The organism is Vibrio sp. 970 (genome assembly GCF_033339075.1).
The window spans coordinates 1-503 of sequence record NZ_JAWOTW010000890.1 but is presented as its reverse complement, the minus strand read 5'-3'; the positions used below and the strand labels follow the sequence as shown (position 1 = coordinate 503).

General features: G+C 48.5%; 1 pseudogene. It reads right to left on the bottom strand.

The features are described 5' to 3' along the window. Positions 1-385: pseudogene (locus tag R7Q11_RS29755) on the bottom strand (copper transporter); the annotation flags it as partial. Positions 386-503: the final 118 nt, after the last annotated feature.

Sequence of the window (503 nt, the reverse complement as noted above, 5' to 3'; positions counted from 1 at the left end):
GGTTGAGCGTCGAGCCACGTTCGAACTGTTGCATCAAACCGACGGAGATGTTGGTCATTGGATCTTCGTCAAATTTGAAGCTATCGACAGGCAAACCACCAAAACCGACTTTCAGTTTCGGGTCCATCAAGGTTGCGCTGGCTACGCCTGTTTCACGCATCGCTTCCGATTGAGCATAGAATTGCTTGCGGTTGCCATCGTTGCTCAATGCAACGCTAATGAGGTTTGCTAGCTCATTGGTTGATTGGGCTTGGATTGATTGAGCTTGCGCTTCTTGTTGTGCTTTCGTATTGGCTGGCGATTGCGCCACCACATTGAAAGCCGGTAGGGCAACCAGAGCCAGTGAGCATACTGGTGCCACTAAGCGATTTGGGTTGAATTCCATAATTTACATCCAAATTGATACCAAGCTCTTTTGCGTTTCGGGAACGATTGAACCGAGCGGGAGAGCGTTGGTATTTGCCAAACGGATGACGCACTTTTTTATCGCTAAATAGCAGGTA